The organism is Mesorhizobium sp. YC-39 (genome assembly GCF_025753795.1).
Lineage (GTDB): Bacteria > Pseudomonadota > Alphaproteobacteria > Rhizobiales > Rhizobiaceae > Mesorhizobium.
Genome location: NZ_JAOWPS010000010.1, coordinates 42,047 through 64,640, shown reverse-complemented (window position 1 = coordinate 64,640; position 22,594 = coordinate 42,047). Strand labels below are relative to the sequence as shown.

Genomic DNA, 22,594 nt, shown 5'->3' with positions numbered 1-22,594 from the left:
TCCTGCGGAGTGACCGGCAAATGAACCAGAGAGTCAAGGCCGCCGTAGATGTCCGACGGAGCCCTCGGCGTGGCCGCTGACGCAGCTTCACTCATCGGTCCAACTTCGGCGTGATGGACGAGCTGACCGTCGGATGGTAGGCGCGGGAACCCCGGCGCATAGTAAGCATCATCCCGCAGCTCCTGCGGAGTGACCGGCAAATGAACCAGAGAGTCAAGGCCGCCGTAGATGTCCGACGGAGCCCTCGGCGTGGCCGCTGACGCAGCTTCACTCATCGGTCCAACTTCGGCGTGATGGACGGGCTGAACGTCATTCAGTCCTGCCGCCCCCTCAGCCCTTGCGGAAACCGCCCTGGGTGGTTCCATCGTCCGGTCGAACAGCTGTGGCCAGGTGGGATTCCCCGGCCGCGAGTTGGGCAGCGGAGCGGCTTCCGGTCGATATCTGAGGCGAATGGCAACGCCTCGCGGATTGAGTGGGGTTCTCGGCCTACCCCCTAGCGGCAACCAACCCGCCGTGTAGCGCTCGCCATCAATCAAAAAGCTGGTCAGTTGAACCTCCTGGTTCGGCATGAGGTTGCTCCTGTCCAGCGCAGCGATCAACTCGTCTGGCGCGCGCTGGTGAGCGTGGCGCCAGTTCAAGTGACGAACGGCCTCTCCGAAATCCGGGGCCTGGGAATGGCGCGCGGTTGGCGCGAGGGAAGACGGTGGGCCAGCTTCTTCCAGCATCTCCCAAAGTTGATCCTGATCGTAACCTTCCCCGGGGAGGGCCACTGGAGATCCGGCAGCGCGCGGCACGGTGGCAATCTGGCGCTCAGGTTCCAACGCTTCGCTGCGCGGCAGTGACTTGCGAAGGTGAGCCAGTGCGATTCCGGCCCGTTTGTCGGTACTGGGATAGCGAATGACATCTTCATCCAGCGACTTGTCATGAAGCCGAGCAGCAATGCCCGGCATGTTGTTTTGACGCAGGTAGTGACCGAAACTGCTAAGGGCACTTGCGTAGTTCATGGCGGTATATGGACTGAGCCCGCTCGAAGGCGCTGCTGATTTGTACTCTTTGATGAGGGCCGCGTCGTCGGGATAAGGAGTCGGGACAGTACGTCCTATCGTTGGCGCGAGTGCGCCCGCCTGGTATGTCTTCAGATACTTGAGAGCCGGAACGATGGACGACGACCCCCCGTTTCTTTCGAGCTCCTTGACGTCGTCGTCCAGCGACTTGTCGTGAAGCCGAGGAGCAATGCCCTGCTTGTCGTTTTCAACGAGCCAACGGCTGAAGTTGAGAAGACAATTCACATGGAGCGTGACGGTGCCGTCCTTGGCCCCACGGGCGATGAGTGCCGCCCTGAGACCCTCCATGAGGGACGCATCTTCGGAATAAAGAGGACGCTTGTCGCCACCTACGCAAACCGTTGTTGAACGATCCGGCTGCAGCGCCGAGGCGCCTAAGATCGCCCCACCACCTCCGGTGTGCGGCGCTGGTATGTAATCTTGCCCGCTCCCCTGCATTATGGGCTGCGCTTCCCTTGACGACGAAGCCAGTTGATGGATGGGGGCCTGCAGCACGCGACCGCCTGAATTGCCGATCGCGCTCAGTTGCCGCTCAATGGCATCCCCTTGGGGATTGCTCAGCGTCCTCTGCCTCTTCGCTGGTCTCAACTGCTCCGGCTGATCCGCCCCTCGCAGAACCTCCTCTGGATTGACAGCCAGCCCCGGCGAGGGGAGGGCTGGGCTTGGCTGATCAACAGCGCCTGCCGGCGAATAGGGAGGTGAGGGCACACCTTGCCAAAAGTTCACCGTGCCCCAACTGTCGGCTGGCAGCTGACCAGCTTGATCCACCCCCTCCCAAAGCTCCGCTGAATTGAAACTTGACCGCGAGCGGTCGGGTTGATCGTCCAACAGTCGCCGAAGCTCCTCTGGATTGACAGACAGCACTGGCGACTGGACGGCCTGTTCCTCCGCCTGCCGAGAGCCGTCCGCCCCGAAAGGACCCTCCCAGATGCTGCTGCGGCAATCACGAATGATATTCAACCCGGTGGCGGGTGTCGTCTCTGGGCGTCCGCCGACACGAGCCACATCATCGATGAGGCGCCCGCCTTCCATGGAGGGACCATTATGGGGAGGCCTGCGATCAGCTAAAGTACCTGGCTCACGATATTCACGAAGCACCGTCAGCGCGGCTCTCATTGCCTCCTTATCCCGGTCCCCGAATGACTTGATATGTGCGACCAAGGAATTGTGACCGAGTGCAGTAATCGTTTGGCCAGGGCCGAGGGATTTCGCCAATCTGCGAAGAGTCCTATCACACTGCCGGGCCGTGCTCGGTAGCCATCCCCGGCGCGCCGCCGCCGCCTTTACAGCCCCCTCGATGAGGTTCTTGTCTTCCACAGGGGGGTCATTACGCAGACGTCCGTCAGCAGGAGCGCTGGGATCGCGGTGCTTACGAAGCACCGTCAACGCGGCCACCATTGTCCCGTCATGGGCAAAGAAACTTTTAGCGTAAGCAATCAAGGATTGGTGATCGAGCGCAGAAAGCGTCTTGCCTTGCGACCCGAGATCATCCGCTAATCTGCGAAGGGTCGCTGCATAACTCTTGGCCGTTTGCCCTTTCAGATCCCGGCGCGCAACCCCGGCTTTGACCGCCGCGTCGATGAGGCTCCGGTCTTCATCAGACAGACGAGGATAACAGCGGTCCCGAGGCGCATGGACCCCTGCGACGGGCGCGGCATCGGCTCGGCGCGCCTCGCGCAGCAAGTGCTGCTCAAAGCCATTGTGCCCGGCGTGTGCCGCCTGCTGCCGTTGCATGGCGTCGAACGTCTCCCGCCAAGCCGGATCCGTTGGATTGAAGTTAGGTAGGTCCAAGCTGGTCTCACGTTTATAGGTCACCGGAGGCTCAAAACTACTCGGGCAAGCTGTCGAGAAGCTGACAATCCTCGCCGTCTGCAAAGCGTCTCACGAACGCTCGAAGAGAACAGTCTGCGATCCGGTGTGGGCTGCTCACCCGAGGCCATGGGGATTCTACAACCAGGTTGCCGTTCGGCATCGCGTTGCAGATGCAGGCGCTGTCCATGCTGCTTGATGCGCTCGAATACCCTCATCACCACGGCAGGCCTCAACGACGTCGACCCGAAAGCCTGGCTTGCCGACGTCCTGGCCCGCATAGCCGATCTTCCCGCCTCGCGTCTGCACGAACTACTGCCCTGGGAATGGAAGCGCCTGACCATCTCAACGTAGGCTGCCGAACGCGCCTGTCAGTGTGGAACGATGGGCACGATGGGTCACGTCGAGTGCCTTCTGACACCGCTGTCGCGCGATTGCGGAAATGGTCACCGTGATCGACGGTCACCGCGCGACCAAAGCCCGGATCGGCGGTTTGAACGCCCATCCCGTCAAGGCGCTCGGCGCCACTTTGTCTGGGCAGTCGCTCATGGCAACCCGGTGCCGATCATCCTGGACGAGTCTCCGAGTTTGAGCACTGCCAGCGAAACGAAATAGGCTAATCGTCCGCGGCATAGGAGTGCGGCTAAATTGGCAACGATGCCGCAGCTTTGCCTGCGTGCAATGTCATTGTCTCTGAGCCGACGGGGACCTTGATGCTTCCTTGCACGACCGAAACAAGCTCACGCGTGCCCTGGCTGTGAACGTCCGAGCGATGAAATGTGGCCTGCACAATCGTCGAGGACCAGATCTCGAACATGGAGCGGCCTGAGGTCGAGGCTTCCAGTCTCGCCGCGCTTCCATGCGTTGTTCTCTTAGAGTGTTGCGGGATTGGTCCGCTCAATTGCCACCGCGATGCAAGGTCAATCCCGTCAGAATGAGCGTTCGAAACGGAGGATGCCGCCGACGCTGTTCTTTTTGTCGGCGTTAGTCCAGTTCACGTTGGAAGGGTCGACCATCGCGAGGGGGAAGTCGCCGTAGTGGTCAAAGTCGACTTCGGCTGTGATCGTGAAACCTGGAACGACCGTATAGGCGACGTTCGTAGCGAAACCATAGTTCTTGAGTTGGTCGCCCGAGAGCTGAACGTTGAACGAAGTTGTCTCGTTGTATTTGTATTTGGCGCCAGCCCAGAATGCCCAGTTGCCGCCCCAATGTTTGTAGAAGCCGCGACCATGAGCGTCGCTTGCGTTAGTGGAGTCATCGTTGAGCTTGCCATTGGAGCCGTAGCCGAACATTCCGAACAGCGACAGTTCGTGGGTGACATTGACGTCGACACGGACCTTGCTGGCCACAGAGTCGTAGTTGCTATCGTAAGCGACAACGCCGGTGATCGCGCCCCAGTGTTGTGTGTTTTTCACGCCGCCGACTACGTGCGGAACGTAGCCGTCGATGGTGCCGACCGCGCCCGAGCCTTCTTCGAGGGAAATCACGGCCGAAAAGCCATTGCCCGCGTCAAAATAGTACTGAACCACATTGGTATCGAAGGCGCCGTACGGAACAAGCATCTGATCGAACACGTCGCCCGCGCAGCCAATAAACATGTCGAAGGCCGACCAGTCCTTGCCAACTCGGAGGCCACCGAGCTGAATCCAGGCGTAAGTCAAGGTGATGCCTCCGTTGAAGGCATGATCATGAGGATTGTCCGGACCCGAAGGGTTGTGGTTACCGAAGTTCATGCGGGTTTCGGTATAGGTCTTCAACGTGCCGAGTTCGGTCTCCTGGCCGGTCCAAGTTTGGAATGTGAAGCGCGTGTTGTTTTGCCATGTGCCCTGATCCTCGCCGGCCCCGACGGCCGAGGTTCTTGCGTGGTCATAGGATCCGACATCGCCGAGGCCGATGTCGTAACGGACATAGCCGCCGGTGCGCAGGCAGGTCTCGGTGCCGGGGATGTAGAAGTAGCCCGAGCCGTAGACGTCGCAGATCTTGATGTATTCAGCGGGCTCTGGCTCGGCGACGACGATGGCGTCGGCGCGAGCGTCGGAAACGGCGATCATGGCCCCAACCGAGCCGAGGAGAAGGCTCCTAATGTTCATTCTTGATCTCCGTTCAACGATTAAAAAGGGAAGGACGTCGAACACGAATCCTTCCCTGTCCCACGATCCCAGGATCGATAACGGTGCGAGCTGCGCTTTTCGCCGTGTCCCCCACCTGTCATGATGGTGGTTCAAGAAAAAATGTGATGAATCGAAGCCATATCCTTGCGCAATAGGCTGTTATTTCATGTTGTTTTCTCCGCTGGTTGTGAGCAGACCGTCACGGTTTCTAGATTTGACCGTGCAAGTGACGTGCCATCCTGACAACGTAGCTGCGCGCTGACACTCAAGTTTGCCGGCGGACCTTGGATCGCGCTTGCTTCTTTTTTGCCTTGAGGGTCAGGGCTGAGAACGAAAGCAAACGTCTCGAATATGGTTCGTCTGTTCGATAAGCGACAGTTTCGTTCAATGACGACAGCTTCTGTTTGTTAGAGCCTCGACATTGAGACATCATTCAGTGGCACCTCTGGTGCGTCAGGCGAGATGCCCCACTGATGCGACATGATGGTCACGAGCGAGGCCGGCACGCATTGGCCCATTCAGTAAGCGTCATCAACTCTGAGAAATGGCGGCGTCCCTTAGTCTTGCATTTAGGGTAACGATGATCTTTCGCATGACGGCATCGATTGCCAGCATTGGCTTTTTGCCGTTGGTGACGAGGCGTTTGTAGAAGGGGGCGAATTCGCCCTTTCCAGCTGCGGCGCGCAGGGCCGGCATAAACAGCGCGGTTCTGACATCAGGGCGTCCGCCGCGGATTTTTCGGTAGCCTTGCTTTTGTCCGCTGTCGTTTGGGTGTGGTGCAAGGCCAGCAAGGGCTGCAGCTTTACGGCGTGTCATGGAGCCGAGTTCGGGCAGGATAGCCAAGAGCTTGGCCGCCACGATCGGGCCGAGACTGTCCATGGCTGTGCAGATGGCGGCTCGATGCTTAAGGGCGCTGCTGTTGGCGATCAGTTCGCGGATCTCGACATCGATGATTTGGAGCTGGCGCTCGACGACTTTGACCACGGCCTCGAAAGAGGTCGCGAGCTTGCGGCCGCCAGGTGCCTTGGCACGATTCTTCTCTGCGATTTTGATGGCAATGAGTTCCTGGCGGCGGCGAACCAGGGCGCGCAAGCGGGTCTCGTCGGGGTCCGGAGCTTGCCAAAGGGACAGTTTTGCCCAGCGTTCACGGCCGTAGGCTCTCAACATCGCGGCATCGATGGCATCGCTCTTGCCGTGCGTGCCGAAGGAGCGGATGTAGCTCTTGACCTTGAGCGTGTCGGCGCGATGGCAGGCAATGCCGGCGCGCAGGCACTCTTCGAGCAGCAGGCTTTCATGGCCGCCTGTCGGCTCGCACACGACAAGGTCGATGTGTTTGTAGCTCTTCAGGAAAGCACGGACAGCTCTGCGCTGATTGAGGATGGTGCCGGTGGTAGTCCCGTCGGCGACGGTGACGGTGTCCTTGGCGATGTCGAAGCCGAGGCACATTTGCGGTTGTTGGTGCAAGAAGGCCATGCTGGTGGTATCCTTGTCGGGCTTCGGATTGTTTGCGGGCGTGGCGCGAGCCAGCGGCCATCAACTCTCCAAGCGATGGCGGACAAAGACGGCAGGGACCATGATGACGTCGGGTGTTACCCGGTCCTAAGGGCGGTCGCCTGCCGCCGGGACTGCTGGCTGTGATGGGCCGCAGTCCCGGCCGCCAGACTACCCGATCCTTCTCAAACAATCCTAAGGGCGCAGGGCCACACCTCGGTCGGGGCGAGGTGCATCAGCTTGCCAATCAGTCCAGACAAATGAACTCGCAAGGCTGAAAAGATCGACACGAACCGTTGTAAGCCGTCAATGGATCGGAAGCTCGTGCATGGCCCATTCCCTTTTGCTGCAGCACATGCCAATTCGGTCGATCGTTAAGTCCCCTGTCCGAGCGATGCTCGACTTGCGACTACCCGGCGGTTTGCCGCGGCCAACAGCATCTCCTCGACCAGGCATAGGCTGTGAGCGATTACCTCGACGCGCTCACGCGTCTTGGCATCGTTTTGCGTCTCGGCGCATGGTCCTCGGCGAGGGCGAAACGCGAGATCAAGGCGCCGAAGCTTCACTTCATGGACACTGGACTGGCCACCGCGCTTCGAGGAGGGTCTGACAGTTTCGGCATCGAACTAGAAAAGTCATTGCCGTTCCAGTCCAATCGTTGTCGCTATGGCATTGGCGCTCCGGCATCCGCGAGATTGACATACTCGCTGAAGCCCCTGGACGGCTAATCGCCCTCTTCGAGATGAAGGCATCGTCGAAAATCGGCCGCGATGACTTCGGCACATTGATTGGTTTCTGTCGGATGGACCAGGCAAGGGTTACCGCGGGGTCGGCTTCGTCGTTTATCTCGGAGAGCACGTGTTATCTTTCGGATCCCGAAAGATAGCGCTGCCGACCTCAATGCTGTGGTCATTCCCGGGTAGAGCAGAATCCGGTACTTCGAACGGCCCCTAAGGCAGCAACTAAATTGGTCCTTCTTCAGGTTTACCTTTCGAACGGCGTTCCAGGGATCTAGTGGCGTTTGCTACCTAACCCGAAAAATTCAAGGTGGTTGGCGGGTGTGGCCTCCGAGAAATGGTTCGGATCGGCTTTAGCAACCAAATCTTACGTCATTTCAACGGCTTGCGCCACATCCGCCAACCACCCTGAATTTTTCGGGCTAGTAGGCTTTTCCAAGAGCGATTCCGCCAAACTCTACGAGGTGTTCCAGTCCTACGTCACTGCCCCGGAAAATACCGTGCGGTGGCGCTGGCAAGTAGGCGACGTCGCTATCTGGGACAACCGTGCTACCCAGCATCATGCGGTTAACGACTATGGCGACCAGCACCGGGTCGTGCGTCGCGCCACGGTTGACGGTGACGTTCCGGTCGGCGTCGAGGTCGCCGCAGTATAACCCATGTCAAGGCAGCCAAGCCGGCGGCGAAGGCAGCCTGACCGTCTGAACAGGGGAAAAGATCATGAAGCTTCGTGATCGCTGCGGCCATATCGCGCTGCTTATCCGCCCACAACGCCTTATGCTTTCCGAGAAGCAAGGCGAGTTGCTGACTTGAGGCTTGGTCCGAAATCGAGTTCCTGTAGCGTGGCGCATGGCTCGGGTCGCTGCTCATGGCCACGCTGCTGCGGTACAGGTCCCTCGCCGCCCCACCATGTCGCCCGCCTGCAACTCGGCGCCTGAAACATGGGAATATTTATGTATTTGAGCGACGCGAACGACCGTCTTGTGCCGCGCTGCCCATTTCCCCTGCGACAGCGATCATTTCACCTGTGGATCGCTAATGCAAAGGAGCCGAAGTATACAACTCCAGCTTTTCCAGCTTTCAACACCCCAGCTTTGGTCGGAGTAGTGCTTGCCAGCGTCTTGGGTGACGGCTGGAGCTGGAGCGGTCATTACAATGGCCAACGCCGTGGCAGCAAGTATCGTTCGTGGCCAGCGAGACCGCAATTTCTGGAGCCTCGAGCGCCCCACAGCGTCTTTTTCTGAGGTAGGCATGTTTCGTTTTCCTTTTGGATCATCACGGATTTGAAGAGGATCTGGTGTTATGTCCTGTTGGGACAGCCAGCGAAGCGGCCGATATTCATGTGGTCGAGTCATAAGTTCTCCTGAATGTTTGTTTTACGAGAATCCTTATGGCAGCCCTAGCTGACAACAGGCTGAAAGCGGTCTTCGGGATGGCAATCCTGTATGCCGATCGCAGCGAGATCCAACCGAGTTGGGGCGTCCCATGGGATGCGCAGCCTGTATTGCGTTCGGGCGAATGTCATGTGAACTCCTGGGCTAAAGACTGCGCGACGGGCCATGTCGGAACACGTATCATGGCTATGAATATGCAATTGGCGTGCCACCAAACGGGTTGTGAGCAGCGACCACAAATCGGAGGAGTCGCCCTCTGGCCGGCTTGATCCTAACCCCTAGGATGTCTGGATCTGAACACAGATTGTCGTCAATCGGACTCGGACAAAATGCTGTGACCAGCTTCGGCACCGGCTGACGCCAGAGTCCTCGGTTGAGAATTGCGCGTCTGAGGGCGGATTGGGCAACAGGCGATCGCCGGGGCCGATCGAGTTGCGCAGCCGTGTGTTGCGGTTAGCGTGGCGGCATAGGGCCGCACGTGCGAGCCCGCCTCGTAGCAGAGGTGGATCCGATCGAACTTGGCGGCGATCCGTTGGATAACGCGGCGCATGCTTGTGTCCGATGCATCGACCTCACCGAAGTAGCGAACCTCTCCTTCCCGGCCGGCTTCCGCAATCGCCACGGCATTCCTCTGCTTCGCAACATCGATTCCGACGAGTGCTTCGTAAGCGGTCAGCCGATTACGTCAGGCCTAAAGTTCCAAGGCATGAGCATTTCGATCTCGGATGCCGGCCAGCCTTGAGCGATGCGGGTCAAGAGCGGATCGACGCTGTTCATTTTGCAGGTTTGCAGCAAGGTGGCTACCGTCGCCCAGGTTCGTCCACCGCCTTGGCTGCCGGCGAATAGACTATTCTTTCGCGTGATTGTCTGGGGCCTGATTGCACGCTCGACGATATTGGAGTCGATTTCGATGCGACCCTCCATCGGAAAGCGTTCCAGCGCCTCCCGCCGGGTGAGCGCGTAGCGGATCGCCTCGGCGGTCTTGGATTTTCCGGAGACCTTGCCCAGTTCCGCTTCGCCTTGCGGCGCCAAGCATAGAGCTGCGAGGGGTCCAGTCCCTCGGAACGTGCAACCGCCGACACATTGCCCCCTGGAGAGAACGCTTCGGCGACAAGCCGTGCCTTCTCTTTGTCCGACCGATGGCGCGGCTTGCGTCGGGACGCACAGGCTCCGCCGTCAAAATCTCGAATGTTCGATGATGGCTCATACTGTCGCTCATAGGATTCTCCGCATGATTCATGCTGAAAATGAGCGATCAACCGCTTTCACGAAATGAGCGATCAACCGCCTTCACGCTACGTGGGGACGCGGGGCGGTGTCTTTGGGAAGGTGATGGTGCGCTTGTTGCTGACGGCGAGGTGCTCATACCATCACCATCCAGCCAAAACATTGCTGCGAAATACAGGTTTTGTGAAGACGGAACGGACTGACATAGCGCAAAGACACAGGCGAGCGCGGTGGTAGGGATGACAGTCATCAGCATAGGAACGGTACCTGTTGCAAACCTCACTGACAAAATATCGCGAGGCCCGCCTGCCTTGGTACACCATCTATCCGACTGTGTCGGAGTTCTCTGGGGCGGTTGGAGCCGAGGCTTATGAGGAATGGCTCAGGAACCTGCCGGCTGACGATCCGGTGTCACTCTATTTCCATGTTCCGTTCTGCCGATCAACGTGCTGGTATTGCGGCTTCCCCACCACCATCACCCGCCATAATGCGCCGATCCACAACTATCTGGCGGTGCTGCTTGACGAGATCCGTTTGGTCTCAGAACGAGCGCCGCAGGCGCTGCCTGTGAGCGACGTTCATTTCGGCGGCGGAACGCCGACTCTCATCGGGCCAGCTGATTTCCTCGCTCTGATGGGATTCCTGCGCCACCGCTTTGCGCTCACGAAAACAGCTACGGTCGCCGTCGAGATTGACCCACGCACGCTCACGGCCGAGATGGCCGATGCCTTAGGAGCAGCCGGCGTGAGCCGCGCGAGCCTCGGCGTGCAGTGCTTCGACCCCATTGTTCAAAAAGCGATCAACCGGGTCCAGAGTGAAGCACAAACGGTGGCCGCCGTCGAAATGCTGCGTCGCAACGGAATAAGCCGCATCAACTTCGACCTCATGTTCGGTCTCCCGCATCAAACGGTGCAGTCTTGCGTCGAGACCGCGAGGACGGCGGTCGCCATGCGCCCCAGCCGGCTCGCGGTGTTCGGTTACTCGCACATTCCGTCCTTCATAAAGAATCAGCGCCTCATCGAGGACGCATCTCTTCCGGGCAGCGCTGCCCGCGCCGAACAGGAGGCGGCCGTGGCCGTGACGCTGATTGCCGCCGGCTACCGAGAGATCGGGCTTGACCATTTCGCCTTGCCGGATGACGAGCTCGCGCTGGCCCAGAAAACCGGTCGCCTGCGGCGCAACTCGCTGGGCTACTCGGGCGACACCTGCAAAACCCTGATCGGTTTCGGCGCCTCGGCTATCGGCCGTGTCGGCGAGGGGTACGTCCAGAACGAGGTTACACGGGAGTCCTATATCGGACACGTCGCAGCTGGCCGTCTGGCGACGTCAAAGGGCTGCCGCCTTAGCGACGACGACCGCGTGCGAGCTGCAATCATCGAGCGACTAATGTGCGATCTTGAGGCCGATGTGCCTGCAATCTGTGCTGCCCACGGATCTGATACGATCCGTTTGCTCGATTCAGCTAAAGGCTTGGCTATGCTGGCCGAGGACGGGATAGTGGACATCGAAAAGGGTTTTATCCGCGTGCGGCCGGAGCATCGATTTGTGATTCGCTCTGTTGCTGCTGCATTCGATTCTTTTCTCGACCGGATTGTCCCGTAACGGCGCGCCCTATGGGCGGACAGGTCTCCGGGCCGTTCTGCAGGGCGACGATACCTCGGCGTTGGCCGTTGCAGAAGGTAAGACCAGGGCGACTTCAACTAAACGGGGCGTTCCGCCTCCCGCCGATCTCGCGCGCGCGAATCTGGAAATCGAGCCCATACAGCCGGGGGCAGACATTCAGTCGGACCGTGAGGGCGAGCGCACCCTGTGCGACCGCGATAGGCCGAGACCGCTGCTCCGCCCACGCCCCGAACAGTTCCATCTGCGCAGGGAATGGCAGCCGCTTCGGGACCGCGTGCTAGACCTCCTCCGTCCAACTACGGTGATTGCGCTTTAAGGGCGTACGCCTCGTGTGCGAGCTGCCACAGCTGCCGTCCCCATTCGGGAGCCTCAGCCGTCTTGGTGCAGTTGAGGAGAGTGTGAGCATGCGGCTTCTCACAACACTGTGGATTGTCCAACGGCAACTTGGTGCTGGCGGTGCTTTCTCAGTTGAACTTGAGGCTTGCCTGCACGAACACGCCATACCGCTCAGCCTCCCAATGCAGTTCCTTCGGCCTCCCCCCCGAGCGGCGTCTCCTCGAAATGCGCGGTGCCAGTAGATGCCGCGCATTAGCAGCGGCCGATCTTGAACAAATTGGTGACCTTGTAGTTCAACACCGCCTCGAGCTGGACGCCATGCCCGTCGCCGTCGTCGGGAAGCGGGTTGATCCGGGGCGCAGATGGTGGCGATCCTTGCCGTCAAGCCGCGTGAACCGAAACGCCACGTCGCCAGAGAGGCTGAGTCGTTCGGTGAGTTGCGTCTGCCCGGCCAGGCCGAGTCGCAGCGATGCCAATCGTTGTCCTGGCTGATGATACCGACGTTGGTTGGGATGGCTGGTACGCAAATCCGCTGCGCGCAACCGACGGCGTCGTAGCTCTTGCTCCAGAAGTTGTAGCCGACAAGAGCACCGATGCGGTAGCGCGGCGTGTTCCAGAAATTGTAGCCGAGCCGCGAGACCAGCACCGTGCCGGTAGTGTAGAAAAGTCCTTCGATGCTTCGCCGCTACCCCTCGACGTCCGGTCGGGCGAATGCCTGGTCATCACGGCGCCGGCGGCTCGGGCAAGACCATGCTGTCGCGCATTCTTGTCGGACTGGAGACCGCCGACAGCGGCCGTGGCGCCATCGACGGCAAACCGGTGCATGGGGTCTGCCGAACGCGCAGTGATCTTCCAGGAACCCCGCCTGCTGCTCTGGCTGACAGTGCTCCGCAACGTCGCCTTCGCCGCGGTCGAGGCGGCGCGGCACGGTTGATGCTCCATCGCGTCTTGGGGCCAAATTGCTGCCAGAGCGTGTCCGCTTTGCCTCCTAATTGCGACGTGGAACGCTCTCCGACACACGAAGGCGGACAGCACCAATTTGGCACCGCTGCGGCGAGCAATTCGAAGTGCCATTCAATCGAAACCAAAGAGGAGGAGGCAGTGGCGAAGGCGAAAGGTTCGATGAAGACGGCCAAGACGGAGGGAAGCAATTCGGTTTCCGTATGGGAGGACGATCCTGGAACGGGGGTACTGGTTAGCCGACCCATTCCAGACCTTTCCAGGAAGCCTCTTGCCTTTGGGTTTCCCAAGCCTGCTCCAAAGCCAAGCGTATATCCTCCCGGAGCGGCCGATTTCAGGTATTGGACTGCAGCCGAAGCGTTGCGACGGGGCGCAGACTTCTGGTCGGCGCGCGTTCCGCTGACGAAGTGGCAGGTCGGTGCGACGCTGAAGGTCATCCTCGACGAAGGAGTCGATCTCAACGCCTATTATGATCGCACGGCGCTTAACTTCTTCCACGGCCACTCTCCAACGGGCACCGTCTATTCGGGAGAGAGCCCCGATGTGGTTTGCCACGAGATGGGACACGCGGTGTTGGACTCCTTTAAGCCGGAGTTGTGGGACGTAGGCAGCCAGGAAGTCGCGGCATTCCATGAATCTTTCGCGGACATCAGCGCCATCTTGTCGGCCATCCAGCTACCGTCGCTCCGCACCAGCATACTGGAGGATACAGGCGGCCGCCTGTACAGGAACTCACGGCTTTCTCGCCTCGCTGAGCAGCTCGGAGCGGCCATCCGCGCGCGGCATCCGGACACTGTAGATGCGGACTGCCTGCGCAACGCAGTGAATTCCTTTGCGTACCAAGATCCGAGCACGCTCCCCAATTCCGCTCCGGCAGCACACCTTTCCTCCGAGCCGCACTCGTTCTCGCGAGTTTTTACAGGCGCGTTCTTCGAGTCGCTCGGTACGGCTCTTTCCGCCAAGGCGCAAAATCCGGCGATGCCGACGGAGGCTGAATTGCTATCAGTTGCAAGCGATCTGGCTGGCATTCTCATAACTGCGATCAAAGCTTCGCCGGTGGTGTCCAACTGGTACGCCCAAGTGGCCGCGAATATGGTGATCGCAGCTGGCTCGGTGGATGCCAGATACCCGCCGATCATCAAGGCAATCTACGTGCGTCGTTTGATCCTCTCTCTGCACTCCGCAGCGAGTATTGCCTATGTGCCGCCGGCGCGAGCTGCCGTGGCTGCCCCCACTGCCGCACAGGAAGACCTGGCCGAGACAGCGTTGCCCGCAGACGACTACGGCATCAGCGGGGTGCTCTTCGTCAAGACGCCATCTCAGAGTTGCCATTTCGTCGCATTAAGCGCGGCCGGCGACTTGTCTTCGGTACAGCCTCTGGGCGCAGCGACCGCGGCTCAGATGTTCGTCGACGATCTGTTTTGCCGAGGTCGCGTGGACTATGGCAAGGTGGTCTTGCCTGAGGCTCGGCTGGATCACGGACATAACCTAAAGTCACATCGGCTGGTGATGGCCCCCGGCGGCGCGCGCTTGGATAGGCTGCTTTTCGATTGCGGCTGTAGATGCCAATGATAAGTTGGGCAATATGATAGTGGAACTTGATTGAGAGAGCGAAGGTGCCATCTAAAAGGGAGGCCGATCTAGTCGTCCCGGACGACGCCGAGAAAGCCGCGTTCGTACGAGGTTTGATCGAACGGGGCGAAGCCGTAGAGGCCAATCCCGACGGCTCTTTGCCTCCTGGGGCCACGCATCTAATTGTCGGCAAGACAGAGAATGGGCTGCCGATCGTAATGCGTGCCAGGTTCAGCGCATTCTAGACCCACCCACCACATCGTCCTGGAAGACTATGTCAAAGATCGGCAAAGCTGACCTCAACGACCGACTGCTGCGCAGAGCAGCTATTAGGTGAGAGCCTCAGGAAGTTCACCTATGAATCAGAGGCCGACAATCGGCTGGTGGGCCGCTGGTACGGCGCGCGCTAAGTTGCCGAAACTTCCGTTTGTCGCTTGAAGCCAACCTTGGCGAATTAACAAATGGCGTGCCCTACGAAGCGGATGCGGCGACCTTGGAAGGCACACCGCGTCCGAACTCGACGTCCCAGCTTCGCTCCACGGGTGCGGCTTCGCCACTCAACCCGAGTTTGGGGAAAAGCAGTTCGGCGACGTTGAACGCCTCTTCCAGGTGCGGGTAGCCGGACGCGATGATCGTTTCGATGCCGATGTCCTGATACTCACGTATGCGCGCTGCAACATTGTCGGGATTGCCGACCAGCGCCGTTCCCGCGCCACCACGCACCAGCCCAGGTCCAGCCCACAGATTCGGACCGACAACCAGCCGGTCGCGCCGGCCCTGATGAAGTGCCGACATTCGCTTCTGCCCAACGGATTCCGAGATGTGGACAAATCCGTTCTGGGCTTCGGCGATCAGGTCGTCGGTGACGTGGCTGATCAGCCGGTCAGCGGCAGCCCAGGCCTCATCCTCCGTTTCGCGTACGATCAGATGAATGCGAAGGCCGAAACGGATCGTGCGGCCTTGTGCAGCCGTTGCTTTCCTCACGCGATCGATCTTCTCAGCAAGCTGGTCCACCGGTTCGCCCCAGCTCAGATAGGCGTCCACATGCTTGGCGGCGATCGCAATACCGGCGTCGGAAGAGCCTCCGAACCAGAGTGGCGGATGGGGTTGCTGAACCGGCGGGAAGGAAATGTCGGTGCCGTGGGCAGAAAGGTACTTGCCCTCGAAATCCGCTGGCTCACCCGAAAGGATGCGCCGCCAGATGGTCAGGAACTCGTCGGTTTGCGCATAGCGCTCGTCATGACCGAGCTTGTTGCCGTCGCCGGCGAGGTCGGCTGGATCCGCGCCGGTGACGACGTTGAGCAGGACACGGCCGCCGGAGATGCGGTCCAGGGTGGCGGCATGACGCGCAAACAGCGCCGGTGTTCCGCTGCCCGGCCGCAGCGCCACGAGGAATTTCAGCCGTTCGGTCAGCGGGATCAGCCCGGCCGCGACGATCCAGGCGTCCTCGCACCGCGTGCCGGTGGGCAGCAGCACACCCTTGAAGCCCAGCCGGTCGGCGGCCTGGGCGATCTCCTTGAGATAGCCGAAGGTTGCCGGGCGGTGGCGCTCGTCGGTGCCGAGATACGGTCCATCGCCATGCGTCGGCAGGTACCAGTAGAGGTCGAGCGGCTTGCTGGGCATCGGATTGTTCCTTCAGCGATGTGGAATGGGTGGGCAGGTAAGCCTCAGAGCTTGCCCTTCCAGGGGATGAGGCGGTGCTCCAGCCAGCGCATGCCGCTGGTGAAGGCAAAGGCAAGGATGGCGATGACGATGAGGCCGACGAAGACGACGTCGGTGGCGAGGAAATTGGCCGCCGACATGATCATGTAGCCAAGGCCCGACTGGGCCGCGATCAGCTCGGCCGCGACCAGCGTCGACAATCCGGCACCGATGGCAATCTTCAGGCCGGTCATGATTTCCGGCAATGCGGACGGCAGGATGATGCTGGTGAACAGTTGCAGCCGGCTGGCGCCGAGCGACAGCGCGGCATTGATGCGTTCAGCCGGCACTGACCGGACACCGGCCTGTGCGGCAAAGCAGATTGGGGCAAAGGTTGACAGCGACAGGAGCACGATCTTGGAAGTCTCGCCGATGCCCAGCCAGATGATCAGCAGCGGCAGGTAGGCCAGCGGCGGCAAGCCCCAGTAGAGATCGATCGGCACGCTGAAGATGCCTTTGACCCAGCGATTGAGGCCCATCAGCAGGCCGAGCGGAATGCCAAGGAAAATGCCGACGCCGAGCGCCGCAGCGATACGGCCCAGGCTTGCCAGTGTGTGGTCGAGCAGCGTGCCGTTGGCATAACCGTCGGCCCAGACGGCACTGAACTGGGTCAACACCTCGGCTGGCGACGGCAGGAACAGCGGCGACGCCCAGCCAAAGCGCGCGGCGATGAACCACAACGCGATCAGTGCAGCCAGCGTGACCAGGCTTATGCCGAGCGTGCTTGTCGACGCGGATCGGCGTGGCCGGAGGGAAGGCCTGCGCTGGGTCGTCGAAGGTGGGAACGAAGTCGGGGAATTGGCGGCAAGCGTCATTGCAAGGTTCCTGTGCGGGCGCCTTCCGGCTGGTGGATCAGCGAGCGGATTTCCTGACGCAGTTCAATGAAACGAGGGTGGGACTGGATCGGCCCGATGTCGCCGCTCCTGGCAAACTCGCGGACGAAATCGGCCTCGAACCGGGCAACGATACGGCCAGGTCGGGGCGACATCACAACGATGGTCGTGCCGAGCGTGAGGGCTTCCTCGATGGAATGGGTGATGAACAGGATCTGCTTGCCGGTCTTGGCCCAGACCGAGGCCAGAAGCTGCTGCATTGTCTCGCGCGTCAGGCTGTCGAGGGCGCCGAACGGCTCATCCATCAGCAGGATCTTCGGATCGGTGGCCAGGGCTCGCGCGATGCCGACGCGCTGGCGCATGCCGCCGGACAGTTCATAGGGCGGCTTTTCGGCAAAATCGGCGAGCCCGACCAGTTCCAGCAGACGCCTTGACCGCTCATGGCGTTCGCCGCGCGGCACGCCCCGGTATTTCAGGCCGAGAGCAACGTTGTCCAGCACATTGGCCCAGGGCAGCAACGTATCCTTCTGGAAAACCACGCCACGATCGCCGCCCGGCGCCACGATCTCCTTTCCGTCCAGCGTGATCGAACCTTCGCTGAGCGGCAGGAAGCCGGCGATCGCGTTGAGCAATGTCGACTTGCCGCATCCCGAAGCTCCGACGGCGACGACGATGGAATCAGGTGCAATGTCGAGCGAGACGTGATCGAGCGCGTGAACGTCCTGGCCGTCGGAAGCTGGAAAGGTGACGCTGGCGTCGCGAATTCGAAGCATGGTGGCCTCCAGGCAGTCTGGCTGGCGAGATTGCCGCCAGCCAGAACCGAATGTCGTTCATGGATGTCTAGTTGGAGGCCTTGGCAGCCTGCACATATTGCGGGTCGGCGGCTGCGGCGTAGCTGTCCTTGATGGCGGTGATCTTCTTCTGGTCCTTCAGGAAGCCCGCAGTGTCCTTGAGGATTTTCGCGACGGCGCTCTTGTCACCACCGCCCAGCCATCTATCGGAAACCTGCTCATCGAGTGGCGGAACAACCGTCGTCTTCAGCTGCTCCGAATTCTCGGCCGCCGTGCCGCCCTGCAATTTGGCGATCGCCTTGGCGCTCTCGGAGTCCGGTCCCCAGGAAGCTGGGTTGGTCAGGTATGACGTTGTGTAGCCATCGATCAGCCGGACATACTGGCCGAGGAAGTCGGGATTGGCCTTGGCGAATTCACCGGTCACGACAAGTGCGCTGAAGGTCGGAGCGCCACGATCGGCGACCTGGCCGGCAGTGAGCAGGACCTTTCCGTTCTTCTTGAGTTCGGAGAGTGCCGGATCCCAGACGAAGGCGCCATCGATGTCACCGCGCTTCCAGGCAGCGACGATTTCGGGCTGCGGAATGGCGATGACCTGGGTTTCCTTCTCCGTGATACCTTCCTGCTTGAGTACGGCGAGAAGCTGGTAATGGTCAGTCGAGACGGGTGCTGCGGCGAGCTTCTTGCCCCGCAAGTCGGCCGGCGACTTGATCTCGGGCCGCACCACCAGGGCTTCGCCGTCACGAGAGACTGACGAGATGTAGAACGCCTTCACGTCGATGCCCCTGCTGACGGCAGCGGCGAACGGGCTCGATCCGACATCGCCGATCTGGACGTCGCCGGATGCAATGGCGGCGAAAATGTCGGCGCCTGAATTGAAGCGGCGGAATTCGATGTTCCAGCCGGTCTTCTTGGCAAGATCGCCATTGGCAATGCCGAGATTGTACGGATTGGCACCCGTCTGGTAGGCGATGACGACTTTCTTGTCGGCTCCAAGCGCTGCAGCGGAGCTGGCCGCCAGGGCAAGCCCGACAAGGGCAGCGGAAATCAGTTTTCGCATGGGCGTAATCCTTTGAAGGAGGTCATGGCCTCGATTGCCAGCCCCATCGTGGGGACCACGGATTATAGTCCACTAATTTTATAGACTTAACAGAAATGAAATCCTGAAAACGCGTCTTGGGTTGAAAAATTGACCAACTTAAAGGCCACGAAGCCGTTCTAGAAATGATGCCCGCCCCAAAACGCGGCGTTCTCAATTCCTCGGGTTTATGGGCTCAGTCGCGTGCGCGCTGGTTGTTAAGACCAATAGCGTTCGCAGCATCATAGCAATTTATCGTCCGGGACTAACACGAGGCGACCTACTGCGTGGTTCTCGGTTATGTCCCGCTATAAGGAATTGACAAAGCTAACTTCTATCCGGTTTCGCCACCAGTCTCGAACGCTGGCTCGCCTCCTACAATGGTAATCGTGAGAAATTCGCTGCGTTGCGCCGGAGTTCAGGAGATTGTCGAGGTGGCCCGCCCAGGCGGCGCCCAATCGCCTGCCTGGAATGGTCGTGCCTAGGATCCCGGAAATTCTGCGATAACCCCCACCTGAACCCGTCAACTGGATCCGGTTTGCGCCCGCCACAGGCGAGCGTAAGCGCCTTCAGCTGTCAGCAGATCAGCATGCCTTCCCTCCGCAACAACCCGCCCCTTTTCCAAGACCACGATCTTGTCGGCCCCACGAATGGTGCTGAGTCGATGAGCGATGACCACGATGGTCTTACCAGCCCGACGCAGATCTTCAACGACCCCCAGGACAAACGCTTCGGCGATCGAGTCAAGAGAGGAGGTCGCCTCGTCGAGGATCAGGATCTCTGGATCCCGGTAGAGAGCCCGAGCCAATGCAAGGCGTTGCTTCTCGCCGCCGGAGAGGCGTAGGCCGTTCTCGCCAAGATAGGCCTGGAAGCCACCGGGCCAGCGCTCAGCTAACTCCCGTAGCCCTATTTGATCGCAGATTTGCAGGATCTTCTCCATGTCCGGCTCGAACTCGCCAAGGGCGATGTTCTCGATCACCGAGCCCGAGAACACGTCGATCGATTGCGGTACCGCTGCGACAACCTTGAGCAGCGATTCGGTCGAGAGGTCCTGGAGGGCATAGGGGCCGATCCGGATGCGTCCACCCTCAAGCGGGTAGACATTCTGCAGCAGCGCCGCAAGGGTACTCTTGCCGGAGCCACTTTCCCCTACCACGGCCGTCATCTCGCCCCGACGGAAGGTGACGCTGAGATCCTCGAAAAGATGCGGCTGCGCGCCATGGCGGAACGTCACGTTTTCCAAACAGACATTGCCAAGGTCGGACTTGGTGGCATCGATGCCCCCGCCGCTTGCCGACTCCAGGTCCAAGATCTCGAACAGGCGATCCGCCGCGATAAAGGCATCCTGAACGATCCGGTTGGTTTGGATCAGGCTGGCAACCGGTCGGGTGACATAGCCAAGCAACGTATAGCAGGACAGCAATTCGCCGGGCGTTACGGTCTGATCGAGGACAAGCCTCGTTCCGAACCACATCAGCACGATGGTGAATATGGTCGAGACGAAAGTCGAGGCATTATCTCCGAAGATCGAGATGAGGCCGGAGCTGTAGACGGAGTGCAGCATCTTGACGAAGCGGGTCTCCATCTTGAAGTTGGCGAAGCTCTCCATGCCGGAGGTCTTGATCGTGGAGACAGCTCCAAGTGATTCCACCAGTTGCGCCTCCAGATCGGCGGCATTCTCCATAATGGCGCGCTGGCGCTTCCTATTCAGCCGGTTGATGGTCCAATAGACGAAGAGGTACAACGGGATGGAGATCGCCACGACCAAGGCGATCTTCCACGAGTAGATGCACATCAGCCCGAACGAAAACAGTATCACCAGCACGTCGACGAACATGTTGATCGACACGTCGTTCAGGAAGCTCCTGATCTTCACCGCGTCGTTCATGCGGGAGACGATTTCGCCCATGCGCATGCTGTCGAAGAATTTCTGGGGCAGGCTTAGGATGTGATTGTAGTAGCCGAGGATCAAGTAGACATCGATCTTCTGCCCCGTTTGCAGGACGAGCCGGTTTCTGAGGAGATTGATCAGGATCTGCGCCACCAGGATCAGCACCATAGCGACGCTCATCAGGTTGAGGAGGTTGCGGTTGCCCGCTGTGATCACATGATCGACGACCTTCTGGACGTAGATAGCCGTCGAGAGGCCGAGGATTGTCGTCACCAGTGCCCCGACGAGAGCCTGCGCCATCACCGCCCTGTGTGGCGCAAGCACACTGGCGAGGCGGGCGAGGGGCGAGGTGGTCTCTTCGCCGCGCTTGAAGGTGTCTGCCGGAACCAAGAGCACCAGGACGCCAGTCCATTGCGTCTTGAATTCCTCGTGTGGCATCTTGCGGATTTCGCCATAGGCTGGGTCCATGACGGTGATCCACCTCGCGTCGATCGACTGGATGACGACGAAGTGGTGAAGGACCTCCTTGACGACGACGTGCGCGATAGCGGGTTTGGGGATTTTGTATAGGCTGTCGAAGCCGCCCTTCACCCCCTTGGCAACGAACCCCAGCTTCCGGGCCGCTTCCGTGAGGCCCAGCACGGTGGTCCCGGAGCGGTCGGTCGAGGCATACTGGCGGATGCGCGACAATGGCTGCTTGTGGCCATAGAAGGCCGCGACAGAGGCAAGGCTGGCGGCCCCGCAATCGGTGATGTCGCGCTGCTTGAACTTGATGACCTTGCTCGACATGGCGGCTCGCTGGCGTTTGGAAAAATGAAGGATCAGCGGCCCGCCAGAAGCGGATCGAGCCAATCGTCGATCTCATTGTAGAGGAGTTGCAGGAGGGTGCGGTCGGCCACGAGGAAGCGGGCCCGCACGGTCATGCCTTTCTTCAGGTGACCGGTGACGCCGTTCTTGAGAACGAGATAGTTGCGAGAGAGCGCGCAACGGACCTTGAAGACCGGGCTCCTGTCATGGAGGGTGAAGTCCTGCGCCACGTCGAGTACTGTCGCATCAATGACACCCCATTGATTGTAGTTGAAGGCATCCACTTGGAGCCGCACCGACTGGCCCGGCCGCACGAAGCCGATGTCGTTGGGGGAGACGTAGATTTCCGCCACCAGTCCGCCGTCCGGCGAGACCCAAGCGACGGTTTGCCCCGCCTGGATGTAGCTACCGGGGGTGAGGCCGGAGAATTCCTCAATAGCGCCTGACACGGGGGCTCGAATGCGGGTCAGATCCCGTTCGTTCTCGAGTTGATGCAAGGTGGCCGTGAGTTCCTTGAGGCGTAGGCAAATATCGAAGAGCTGCTGGTTCCATTCAGCGGATTTGCGCCGGGCGAGGATCTCGCCCTGAATCTCAATGCTCTGGAGGGCGAAAGCCTTCTCGTCAACCACCTTTGCGGGCGTTGCGGCAGCGGAGAGCAGTTGCTTAGCGCGGTCGAGTTCCGCTGCCGCATTACTGCGGGCATATTGGTTCTCCCGCAGCAGGTTGAGAAAATGTGCCCGCTCCGCCGTGGCGAACTCGGTCAGGAGGCGGATCGGGTCCTTGGCCTGTGTGCCGGAGGAGATCAGGGTTTCGAGGTCACGGGCAAGATCGCTTTTAGCGCGGATATCGCCTGTAAGCGCCAGGAGCTTTTCCTCAACCACCTCATCATCGAGGGTGAGGATCTCCTGCCCCTGAGCAACGGGATCGTTCTCAACGGCAAGGATACGGGAAATTCGTCCGGAGACAGGTGCGATCAGGGGCGTCTTCTCGATCGTGGGGCGAATGATACCGGCACTTTGGGCAGAGACCGTTACGGTGATGAGTGGTAGCGACCCCAATGTCGCAACCACAGAGAGCACAATCATCCAATAGATGATCAAAGATCGTCCTGATCGTCGGGAGAGAATGCTCTCTACAGTGTAGCTGGCAATTTCAGGAGGAAGGGGAACTGC

Annotated in this window: 11 protein-coding genes and 7 pseudogenes; 6 read left to right on the top strand and 12 right to left on the bottom strand. The window is 60.1% G+C overall.

Features of this window, described 5'->3' with window-relative positions; translation table 11 throughout:
* A pseudogene (locus OHD62_RS32575) lies at positions 1–2,798 on the bottom strand (hypothetical protein); the annotation flags it as partial.
* 285 nt (positions 2,799–3,083) lie between these two features.
* Between OHD62_RS32575 and OHD62_RS32570 the strand changes: the two are divergent.
* Positions 3,084–3,227, top strand: a pseudogene (locus tag OHD62_RS32570) (transposase domain-containing protein); the annotation flags it as partial.
* A 575-nt stretch (positions 3,228–3,802) separates the two neighbouring features.
* On the opposite strand, the gene OHD62_RS32565 reads toward OHD62_RS32570, so the two are convergent.
* On the bottom strand, positions 3,803–4,963 hold the full coding sequence (locus OHD62_RS32565; protein WP_263791481.1) for a porin: 1,161 nt from the start codon (positions 4,961–4,963) through the stop codon (positions 3,803–3,805).
* Positions 4,964–5,515: 552 nt separating this feature from the next.
* Positions 5,516–6,457, bottom strand: coding sequence for an IS110 family transposase (locus tag OHD62_RS32560; RefSeq protein WP_263791467.1), 942 nt, complete (start codon positions 6,455–6,457; stop codon positions 5,516–5,518).
* Between the two features lie 479 nt (positions 6,458–6,936).
* On the opposite strand from OHD62_RS32560, the gene OHD62_RS32555 reads away from it, so the two are divergent.
* Together OHD62_RS32555 and OHD62_RS32550 are read left to right on the top strand one after the other, a co-directional pair.
* Complete coding sequence (locus OHD62_RS32555; RefSeq protein ID WP_263791465.1) at positions 6,937–7,203, top strand: DUF4143 domain-containing protein; 267 nt, start codon at positions 6,937–6,939, stop codon at positions 7,201–7,203.
* A 431-nt stretch (positions 7,204–7,634) separates the two neighbouring features.
* Positions 7,635–7,909: pseudogene (locus tag OHD62_RS32550) on the top strand (TauD/TfdA dioxygenase family protein); the annotation flags it as partial.
* Positions 7,910–9,090: 1,181 nt separating this feature from the next.
* Here the strand turns inward: OHD62_RS32550 and OHD62_RS32545 are convergent.
* The 3 pseudogenes from OHD62_RS32545 to OHD62_RS32535 form a co-directional block, all read right to left on the bottom strand.
* A pseudogene (locus OHD62_RS32545) lies at positions 9,091–9,282 on the bottom strand (IS110 family transposase); the annotation flags it as partial.
* Positions 9,279–9,614: pseudogene (locus tag OHD62_RS32540) on the bottom strand (IS66 family transposase); the annotation flags it as partial. The pseudogenes OHD62_RS32545 and OHD62_RS32540, both read right to left, overlap by 4 nt.
* Positions 9,615–9,652: 38 nt before the next feature.
* Positions 9,653–9,865, bottom strand: a pseudogene (locus OHD62_RS32535) (hypothetical protein); the annotation flags it as partial.
* A 238-nt stretch (positions 9,866–10,103) separates the two neighbouring features.
* Here OHD62_RS32535 and hemN point away from each other — a divergent pair.
* From hemN to OHD62_RS32520, 3 genes and pseudogenes are all read left to right on the top strand, one after another.
* A complete protein-coding gene (gene hemN, locus OHD62_RS32530; protein ID WP_263791463.1) occupies positions 10,104–11,435 on the top strand; it encodes an oxygen-independent coproporphyrinogen III oxidase in 1,332 nt (443 codons plus the stop codon).
* Positions 11,436–12,477: 1,042 nt separating this feature from the next.
* Positions 12,478–12,696: pseudogene (locus OHD62_RS32525) on the top strand (ATP-binding cassette domain-containing protein); the annotation flags it as partial.
* Between the two features lie 197 nt (positions 12,697–12,893).
* On the top strand, positions 12,894–14,324 hold the full coding sequence (locus tag OHD62_RS32520) for a hypothetical protein (RefSeq protein WP_263791461.1): 1,431 nt from the start codon (positions 12,894–12,896) through the stop codon (positions 14,322–14,324).
* A gap of 471 nt (positions 14,325–14,795) precedes the next feature.
* Here OHD62_RS32520 and ssuD read toward each other — a convergent pair whose 3' ends face one another.
* The 6 genes from ssuD to OHD62_RS32490 all read right to left on the bottom strand — a co-directional run bounded on the left by ssuD (position 14,796) and on the right by OHD62_RS32490 (position 22,522).
* Positions 14,796–15,947 (bottom strand): FMNH2-dependent alkanesulfonate monooxygenase, encoded by a 1,152-nt coding sequence (gene ssuD / locus OHD62_RS32515; RefSeq protein ID WP_263791459.1) that lies wholly within the window; start codon positions 15,945–15,947, stop codon positions 14,796–14,798.
* Between the two features lie 44 nt (positions 15,948–15,991).
* Positions 15,992–16,840 carry an ABC transporter permease subunit gene (locus OHD62_RS32510; RefSeq protein WP_263791458.1) on the bottom strand — a complete coding sequence of 283 codons (849 nt, stop codon included), beginning with the start codon at positions 16,838–16,840 and terminating at the stop codon, positions 15,992–15,994.
* Positions 16,837–17,631: a taurine ABC transporter ATP-binding protein gene (locus tag OHD62_RS32505; RefSeq protein ID WP_263791456.1), complete on the bottom strand. Its 795-nt coding sequence runs from the start codon at positions 17,629–17,631 to the stop codon at positions 16,837–16,839. Before OHD62_RS32505 ends, OHD62_RS32510 begins: the two co-directional genes overlap by 4 nt.
* 67 nt (positions 17,632–17,698) lie before the next feature.
* On the bottom strand, positions 17,699–18,706 hold the full coding sequence (tauA, locus tag OHD62_RS32500) for a taurine ABC transporter substrate-binding protein (RefSeq protein ID WP_263791454.1): 1,008 nt from the start codon (positions 18,704–18,706) through the stop codon (positions 17,699–17,701).
* 541 nt (positions 18,707–19,247) lie between these two features.
* Entirely contained in the window at positions 19,248–21,404 is a 2,157-nt protein-coding gene (locus OHD62_RS32495) for a peptidase domain-containing ABC transporter (protein ID WP_263791453.1), read from the bottom strand.
* A gap of 32 nt (positions 21,405–21,436) precedes the next feature.
* Positions 21,437–22,522 carry an HlyD family secretion protein gene (locus tag OHD62_RS32490; RefSeq protein WP_263791451.1) on the bottom strand — a complete coding sequence of 362 codons (1,086 nt, stop codon included), beginning with the start codon at positions 22,520–22,522 and terminating at the stop codon, positions 21,437–21,439.
* Between the last annotated feature and the right edge of the window lie 72 nt (positions 22,523–22,594).

Bases quoted from the DNA above. Each gene is read 5' to 3' on its own strand.
- OHD62_RS32560 (WP_263791467.1), bottom strand. From the start codon at position 6,457: ATGGCCTTCTTGCACCAACAACCGCAAATGTGCCTCGGCTTCGACATC.
- ssuD (WP_263791459.1), bottom strand. From the start codon at position 15,947: ATGCCCAGCAAGCCGCTCGACCTCTACTGGTACCTGCCGACGCATGGC.
- OHD62_RS32495 (WP_263791453.1), bottom strand. From the start codon at position 21,404: ATGTCGAGCAAGGTCATCAAGTTCAAGCAGCGCGACATCACCGATTGC.
- OHD62_RS32565 (WP_263791481.1), bottom strand. From the start codon at position 4,963: ATGAACATTAGGAGCCTTCTCCTCGGCTCGGTTGGGGCCATGATCGCC.
- tauA (WP_263791454.1), bottom strand. From the start codon at position 18,706: ATGCGAAAACTGATTTCCGCTGCCCTTGTCGGGCTTGCCCTGGCGGCC.
- OHD62_RS32505 (WP_263791456.1), bottom strand. From the start codon at position 17,631: ATGCTTCGAATTCGCGACGCCAGCGTCACCTTTCCAGCTTCCGACGGC.
- OHD62_RS32510 (WP_263791458.1), bottom strand. From the start codon at position 16,840: ATGACGCTTGCCGCCAATTCCCCGACTTCGTTCCCACCTTCGACGACC.